The organism is Amnimonas aquatica (genome assembly GCF_002943415.1).
GTDB lineage: Bacteria > Pseudomonadota > Gammaproteobacteria > Pseudomonadales > Moraxellaceae > Perlucidibaca > Perlucidibaca aquatica_A.
Genome location: NZ_PTQZ01000146.1, coordinates 1 through 4,723, shown reverse-complemented (window position 1 = coordinate 4,723; position 4,723 = coordinate 1). Strand labels below are relative to the sequence as shown.

Genomic DNA, 4,723 nt, shown 5'->3' with positions numbered 1-4,723 from the left:
GGTAGAACTTGACCGCGACCTCCCAGTGCTCGATGCCGCCGTGCCGGCGGTCCTCGACCAGGAAATCCAGTTCGCCGAGGGTGCGGCCATCGCGGCGGATGGCGACATTGCGCGCCAGCAGGCGGTGGCAGGGGTTGTCCGGCCAGGCCAGCCAGAATGCCAGCAGGCTTTCGAAGTGGCTGCCGAGCCGGTGGTCGTGCTCGTGTGCCAGATGTGCCAGCAGCGGCGCCGGATCACGGTCCAGCGCCGCCAGCCAGTCCGCGCTGGCGGTGAAATGCCGGGCGCTGTCGCCGCTGGTCAGCCAGCGCACGCCCGCTGGCGCCACAGTTTCCGGCAGCAGTGGCGGGCTGGCGATGGCCCAGCACAGGTCGCGCACCTCGGGGGTGCGCCAGTGCTGCCAGGGCTGCTCCGTCATGGCGCCCGGGCCCGGCTCAGCCGGCCGCGTGGCGCGTTCGCCACCAGTCGCCCGCCAGCGCCAGCGCATCCGCCTGGCTGCCGGCGCGTTTCAGCACGCGCAGCGCCAGCGCGAGCGTGCCGATCACCGCCATCTCGCCGTATTCGTGGCTGGCTTCGCCGCGCCAGACGGCGAGGAAATGGCCGAGGTCGAAGGCTTCCTCGGGGGCGTGGCGGAGCGGGAACAGGGCCGGCCACTCTTCATTGGCGAGCGCGCCGTCGACGATCTGCTGCGCCAGGCAGAGCCCGTCGGGGTTGCGCTCGATCTCGCCGCCTTCGCCCTTGATCACGCAGCTGTTGGCGTAGCCGAGCAGGCTGGCGGCCTGCTGGTGCGATTCGCGGTAGGCCGGGTGGAAGATGGCCTGCATCACGTGCGGGGCATCCAGCGGGTTGAGCAGGCGCGCCAGCGTGTGCACCGGCGAGCGCAGGCCTAGGATGTTGCGCAGGCCGATGATGTCGCCCAGCGGCGGGCACAGGTGGTCGAGCGCGAGGTAGGCGAAGCCGTGGCTGTCCAGCGTGGCCGCCGCCGCCGGCCAGTTCGTGCACACCGGCAGGCCGAGCTCGGGCAGCACCGACTCGGTGTAGAGCCGGTTGATGGTGTGGCCGCCGGCGCCGTGCATGAACACGCGCACTCCGTGCCGGCGCAGCAGTTCGACGGCGAGCAGGAACCAGGGGTAGTGCTTGCGCTTGCCGGCGTAGGATGACCAGTCCAGATCGGCCGCCGGCACGGTCAGCCCGGCATCCGCCAGTGCCTGGTCGCGGCGGGCCTGCAGCCACAGGCGCGAGGCCTGCACGAAGCCGGCCAGCTCCTCGGGACTTTCCTCCTTCACGCGCAGCAGCATGAGGAAGGCGCCGAGCTGCACGTCCTCGACCTCGCCGTCGAGGATCATGGCCATGGCCTGGCGGGCTTCATCCAGCGTCAGCGAGCGGCTGGAGGTCTTGCCCTTGCCGAGGATGCGCACGAAGGGCGCGAACGGGTGCTCGGCGGTCTTGTAGATGTTTCGCATGACCATGTCGCACGGCCTCCTGCTGTTGATGTCGTCACTGCTCAGAAGCAGTTCGGCGGCTTCGGCAGGCCTGCGCACAGCGCCACCAGCCGCATGGGCGTGTCCGGGAACAGTGCCATGAGCGCGGCGCTGCTGCCGTGCGGTTCGCCGAGGGTCTGGCCGAGGTGCTTCACGAACGCGCGCGTGGTCGGCATGCGCTGGTAGCGGCTGTAGAAGTCGCGACAGCCGGCCAGCACCTCGCGGTGTGCCGGGCTCAGGCCGGCGCCAGTGTTCAGATCCAGGCAGCGTGCCATTTCATCGGCCAGTGCCGGCGTCCACAGGCCGGGGTCGCGCAGGAAGCCTTCCGGGTCGAACAGGCCTGGGTCGAAGCGCGAGCGGTCGAGCCGTGCCAGGTCCCAGAACGGCGCGGTCATGACCAGCTCAGGCTCTTGTCGTGACGCGTGACCAGGCGCACCCAGTCCTCTGCCTCCAGCAGCGGCGTGCCGGCCGGCCAGCGCTCGCCGAGGCCGCGAGCCTGCACGTCGGCGGCCAGGGCGAACACGGGTGCGGGCAGGGCGGTGGCGGGCTGTCCGCCATCCGGCCGGGCCCGCAATGCCAGGGTGACGGCGGCGCCGGCCAGCAGCAGGCTGTCGCCGGGGGACCACAGGCGCGCCAGGGCGGGCGGCAGCTCGGCGGAGAACAGGATGTGCAGGGTGGTGCTCATGGCCGTGCTCCGGCAGCGGGGGCGGGGCTGATCACAGCCGGATCACCTGGTCGTGGCTGGCGAGCAGGCCGGCCAGGTCGGGCGTGTCGAGCGCGGTCACCGGCAGCAGCAGGTCGTGCTCGTCGAGCCCGCGCGTGCGCAGGTCGTGGCGGTCGACATAGAGGTGCTCGACATCGAACAGCGGCAGCGCCTCGAGCTGGGCGCCCAGCGAGCGCTGCCCCAGCGGCGCGCCGTCCTGGCCGGCGAGCAGCTGCCAGACGCCGTCATCCTGGAACAGCACGCTGACCTCGGCGCCGAAGGTGGCGGCCACCAGCAGGGCATCGAGCAGTTCCTGGGCGCGGCTGTCGCGGTAGGGGTCGGTGGCGGCGATGTAGAGCAGGCGCATGGCGGGTTCAGCCCGGGAAGGTGACGAGGCGGTCGGCTTCGAGCTGGGCTTCGGCAAGCTGGCCCAGGCCGCTGATCAGGAAGCCGACGGCGAGATTGGCTGCCGGCAGCTCCCAGCTGCGGGCGTTGAGGTCGTCGACCACGCCGCGGCGCAGGGCGGCGGCGACGCAGACCACCAGCTCGATGTCGTGCTCTTCCTGCAGACGTTGCCAGCGCGCGGTCAGCGGGGTTTCGTCGCGCGGCGGGGTGGACAGCAGGTTGCCGTGCGCCACGCCGGCGCCGGCAAAGAACACGCGCACGATCTCGTGGCCTTCCGCGAGCGCGGCATCGGCGAAGCGCCAGGCCAGGAAGGCGGCTTCCTGATCAGGTGCGGCGGTGACGAGCAGGGCGAAGCGCATGGCGGATGACTGGCATTGGCGATGCCTGCAAGGATAACCGAAACCGGCTTTGACAAGCCGGTTTCGCTGCCGCTAAAACGGTGCTTTGTCGTTCGGCGCCACTGCTGTGTGCGCTTCCGTGAAGGAGTCATCATGAGCAACCATCAGGTCCTGGTCGGCCAGGGCGAAGTCACCTGCGCGCTGCAAGGCCGCTATGCCAACCGCCACGGTCTGGTGGCCGGTGCCACCGGCACCGGCAAGACCATCACCCTGCAGATCCTCGCCGAGGGCTTCGCCGACCTCGGCGTGCCGGTGTTCCTCGCCGACATCAAGGGTGATGTCGCCGGCATGTCGCAGCCCGGCGATGCCGGCAACGCCAAGCTCGCCGAGCGCGCGGCGAAGACCGGCATGAGCGATTTCCGCGTCCAGCCCTACCCGGTGGTGTTCTGGGATGTCTTCGGCGAGCAGGGCCACCCGGTGCGCGCCACCATCTCCGATCTGGGGCCGCTGCTGCTGACGCGCATGCTCGATCTCAACGATACCCAGGAAGGCGTGCTCAACCTGCTGTTCAAGTACGCCGACGACAACGGCCTGCTGCTGCTCGACCTCAAGGACCTGCGTTCGCTGCTGAGCTTCGCCAGCGACAACCTGGCGCTGATCGGCAGCGACTACGGCACCATCAGCAAGCAGAGCATCGGGGTCATCCAGCGCGCGCTGCTGACGCTGGAGCAGCAGGGCGCCGAGCGCTTCTTCGGCGAGCCGGCGCTGCAGCTGGAAGACTTCATGCAGACCACGCTGGATGGTCGCGGCATCATCAACGTGCTGGCTGCCGACAAGCTCTACCAGCAGCCGCGCCTGTACGCGACTTTCCTGCTCTGGCTGCTGTCCGAGCTGTTCGAGCAGCTGCCCGAACGCGGCGATGCCGACCTGCCGAAACTGGTGTTCTTCTTCGACGAGGCCCACCTGCTGTTCAAGGACGCGCCCAAGGCCCTGCTCGACAAGGTCGAGCAGGTGGTGCGCCTGATCCGCTCCAAGGGCGTGGGCGTGTATTTCATCACCCAGAACCCGCTGGATGTGCCCGAGACCATCCTCGGTCAGCTCGGCAACCGCGTGCAGCACGGTCTGCGCGCGTTCACGCCGCGCGACCAGAAGGCGGTGCGGGCCGCCGCCGAGACCTTCCGTGCCAAGCCCGGCCTCGATGTGACCACGGCCATCCTCGAGCTGGGCGTGGGCGAGGCGCTGGTGTCGACGCTGGGCGAGGGCGGGGTGCCGACGCCGGTGGAGCGCGCCAAGGTGCGTCCGCCGCGCTCGCGCATGGGCGCCATCACGCCGGAGGAACGGCAGACGGTCATGAGCCGCTCGCCGTTCCGCGGTCGCTACGACCAGGTGCTGGATCGCGAATCGGCCTACGAGAAGCTGCAGGTCAAGGCCGAGCAGCGGGCGGCCGAGGCAGAGGCGGTGCAGACACAGAAAGCGGCGGAAAAGGTCGCCGCACAGGAGGCGAAGGCGGCCGCCAGGCGCCCGGCACGCGAGCCGGACTCGATCTGGGAAACGGCGGCGAAGAGCGCGGCGCGCGCCGCCAGCTCCGAGGTCGGCCGCAAGATCGGTCGCGAGCTGTTGCGCGGGCTGCTCGGGTCGCTGAGCGGCAAGCGCTGATCCGGGACGGGCTCACCGGCGCGTCGGATCGTCGGCGGCGAAGGCCTCCCGTTCGAAGTGGTTGTCGCGGTAGGCCGAGCCGCCACGGGCCAGGGCGAGCAGGCCGGCCAGCCCGTAGGCGAGCGGGAACAGCGGTCCCCAGC

Annotated in this window: 7 protein-coding genes; 1 reads left to right on the top strand and 6 read right to left on the bottom strand. The window is 70.4% G+C overall.

Going from position 1 to position 4,723, the window contains the following annotated elements:
• The 6 genes from C5O18_RS06640 to tusD form a co-directional block, all read right to left on the bottom strand.
• A partial coding sequence (locus tag C5O18_RS06640; RefSeq protein ID WP_158249287.1) for a DUF1853 family protein occupies window positions 1–415 on the bottom strand: 415 nt, incomplete at its 3' end.
• A 16-nt stretch (window positions 416–431) separates the two neighbouring features.
• Window positions 432–1,466: a glycosyl transferase family protein gene (locus C5O18_RS06635; protein ID WP_105192583.1), complete on the bottom strand. Its 1,035-nt coding sequence runs from the start codon at window positions 1,464–1,466 to the stop codon at window positions 432–434.
• 35 nt (window positions 1,467–1,501) lie between these two features.
• Entirely contained in the window at window positions 1,502–1,873 is a 372-nt protein-coding gene (locus tag C5O18_RS06630; protein WP_105192572.1) for a TusE/DsrC/DsvC family sulfur relay protein, read from the bottom strand.
• Window positions 1,870–2,163 (bottom strand): DsrH/TusB family sulfur metabolism protein, encoded by a 294-nt coding sequence (locus tag C5O18_RS06625; RefSeq protein ID WP_105192570.1) that lies wholly within the window; start codon window positions 2,161–2,163, stop codon window positions 1,870–1,872. Before C5O18_RS06625 ends, C5O18_RS06630 begins: the two co-directional genes overlap by 4 nt.
• 31 nt (window positions 2,164–2,194) lie before the next feature.
• Window positions 2,195–2,548, bottom strand: coding sequence for a sulfurtransferase complex subunit TusC (tusC, locus tag C5O18_RS06620; RefSeq protein ID WP_105192568.1), 354 nt, complete (start codon window positions 2,546–2,548; stop codon window positions 2,195–2,197).
• A 7-nt stretch (window positions 2,549–2,555) separates the two neighbouring features.
• Window positions 2,556–2,945: a sulfurtransferase complex subunit TusD gene (tusD, locus tag C5O18_RS06615; protein ID WP_105192566.1), complete on the bottom strand. Its 390-nt coding sequence runs from the start codon at window positions 2,943–2,945 to the stop codon at window positions 2,556–2,558.
• A 132-nt stretch (window positions 2,946–3,077) separates the two neighbouring features.
• On the opposite strand from tusD, the gene C5O18_RS06610 reads away from it, so the two are divergent.
• Complete coding sequence (locus tag C5O18_RS06610; protein WP_105192564.1) at window positions 3,078–4,580, top strand: helicase HerA-like domain-containing protein; 1,503 nt, start codon at window positions 3,078–3,080, stop codon at window positions 4,578–4,580.
• Window positions 4,581–4,723 lie beyond the last annotated feature (143 nt).

Bases quoted from the DNA above. Each gene is read 5' to 3' on its own strand.
- tusD (WP_105192566.1), bottom strand. From the start codon at position 2,945: ATGCGCTTCGCCCTGCTCGTCACCGCCGCACCTGATCAGGAAGCCGCC.
- C5O18_RS06625 (WP_105192570.1), bottom strand. From the start codon at position 2,163: ATGAGCACCACCCTGCACATCCTGTTCTCCGCCGAGCTGCCGCCCGCC.
- C5O18_RS06610 (WP_105192564.1), top strand. From the start codon at position 3,078: ATGAGCAACCATCAGGTCCTGGTCGGCCAGGGCGAAGTCACCTGCGCG.
- tusC (WP_105192568.1), bottom strand. From the start codon at position 2,548: ATGCGCCTGCTCTACATCGCCGCCACCGACCCCTACCGCGACAGCCGC.
- C5O18_RS06635 (WP_105192583.1), bottom strand. From the start codon at position 1,466: ATGGTCATGCGAAACATCTACAAGACCGCCGAGCACCCGTTCGCGCCC.
- C5O18_RS06630 (WP_105192572.1), bottom strand. From the start codon at position 1,873: ATGACCGCGCCGTTCTGGGACCTGGCACGGCTCGACCGCTCGCGCTTC.